General features: G+C 73.9%; 2 protein-coding genes. One reads left to right on the top strand and one right to left on the bottom strand.

Annotation, left to right across the window (positions count from 1 at the left end; all coding sequences use genetic code 11):
- Positions 1 to 1,252: LCP family protein (locus tag K3888_RS17450; RefSeq protein WP_230931548.1), on the top strand; the 1,252-nt coding region annotated here is incomplete at its 5' end.
- A 39-nt stretch (positions 1,253 to 1,291) separates the two neighbouring features.
- Here K3888_RS17450 and K3888_RS17455 read toward each other — a convergent pair.
- A partial coding sequence (locus K3888_RS17455; RefSeq protein ID WP_504766137.1) for a DUF8176 domain-containing protein occupies positions 1,292 to 1,801 on the bottom strand: 510 nt, incomplete at its 5' end.

The raw sequence follows: 1,801 nt of genomic DNA on the forward strand, positions 1-1,801 counted from the left end.
TCCCCGCACCCGGTCCCTGCGCGGGGACGCGGCCCGCGACCCGAACCGCGCCGGTTACCAGCCCCGCCAGAACCCGGAGCCGCTCCCGCCGGAGGAACGCGCGCGCTACGCCGCGCAGCAGCGCCGGGACCCCCGCGCCGATCCGCGCCGGTCAGACCGCCGCGCCGACGGGCGCGATCCGTACCGCCAGCCGGTCGATCCCCGTGGTCGCCGTCGCGGCGGCCGTGACCCGCGTACCGGCGCCCCCATGGCGACGACGAGGCGCCGGCAGCGCCCCGCCCGGACGCCCCGTAAGCGGCGCATCGGCCCGCTGGGAATCGTCGGGCTGCTGCTCGCCGTGGTGCTCACCCTCGGGGTGGTCACGGTGCTGTGGGCGGATTCGAAGCTGCAGCGGATCGATGCCCTCGGTAACTACCCCGGCCGCGGCGGGAAGACGCCCGGCACCGTCACGCTCCTCGTGGGCACCGACTCCCGGGAAGGACTGACCCCGGAGCAGCAGGCGCAGCTGTCCACCGGGTCGGAGTCCGACGCCGGCGGCAAGCGCACCGACACGATGATGTTGGTCTACACCCCGCGGGACGGCGATCGGACGATGCTCATCTCGCTCCCGCGCGACATGCTCGTCGACATCCCCGGTTACGGGGAGAACAAGCTCAACGCCGCCTACACGTTCGGCGGTCCGCCGCTGCTGGCCCAGACCCTCGAGCAGCAGACCGGGGTGCGCATCGATCACTACGCGGAGATCGGGTTCGGCGGATTCGCCGACATCGTCGACGCCGTCGGCGGGGTGGAGATCTGTCTCGAGGAGCCCATCAACGACCCGTTCGCCGGACTCGACCTGGCCGCGGGGTGCCAGATCCTGGCCGGGCCGCAGGCGCTCGGGTTCGTGCGCACCCGCTACGGGTTCGCCGAGCAGGACCTGCAGCGTGTGCGGAACCAGCGTCAGTTCCTCGGATCGCTGATGCGGACCGTCATGACGCCCGGCAACGTACTCAACCCCTTCACCGCCCTGCCGCTGCTGGACGCCGGCGCGGAGGCCGTCACCGTGGACACCGGCGACCACATCTGGAACCTCGCCTCGGTCATGCGCAAGCTCAGCGCCGACCCGCTGACCGTGACGGTCCCCCACGACGGCATGGCCTCCGGGTCGGTCGGCTCCTACCTGGTGTGGGGGCCCACGACCACGGGCTTCTTCGATGCCGTGGCCGCTGGCCGCACGCCCGGCCCGGAGTACCTCGAGACCGGTCCCTGACTCCTCGGCCCGGCCGGGTCGATCACGCCGGCGCGCCGATCAGCCGGCCGGGGTTATCGAGACGACGCCCCACGTGCCGTCGGGGGTCTCGGCCACGCGGACGCGCTGCCGGATGAGGACCGGGTCCGCCCCCGGCGGGAACTCGGTGAGGTCCACCTCGAGGAGCGTGGGCGCGAGTTCCCGCAGCTCCAAGCAGTGGGTGGTCCCCTCCGCGAGCCGGTCGATCCCCTCGGTGCGCAGCTGCTCCTCGGTCATCCGGCTCGTCGGGGCGACCGCCTCGAACGCCTTCTCGGCGGACCGCTCGACGTAATAGGCGTGGTCGAACGCCAGCACCGCGCCCGTCGGGCTGTCCAACGATCCGGGGCCCGAGCCCACCACGCGCCCGTCCTCGGCCAGTTCCGCGCACCCCGGCGTCGCCCCGGCCGCCGCCTCCGCCGCGCCGCCCGTGGCCCCGCGTGTCACCACGAAGCCGAGCACCGCGGAACCGCCGAGGATCGCGATCCCGGCGGCGGCGAGCAGGGCGACTCGGGCCGGCCGACGGTCCAGCAC

This window comes from Dietzia aurantiaca (genome assembly GCF_021033825.1).
GTDB lineage: Bacteria > Actinomycetota > Actinomycetes > Mycobacteriales > Mycobacteriaceae > Dietzia > Dietzia aurantiaca.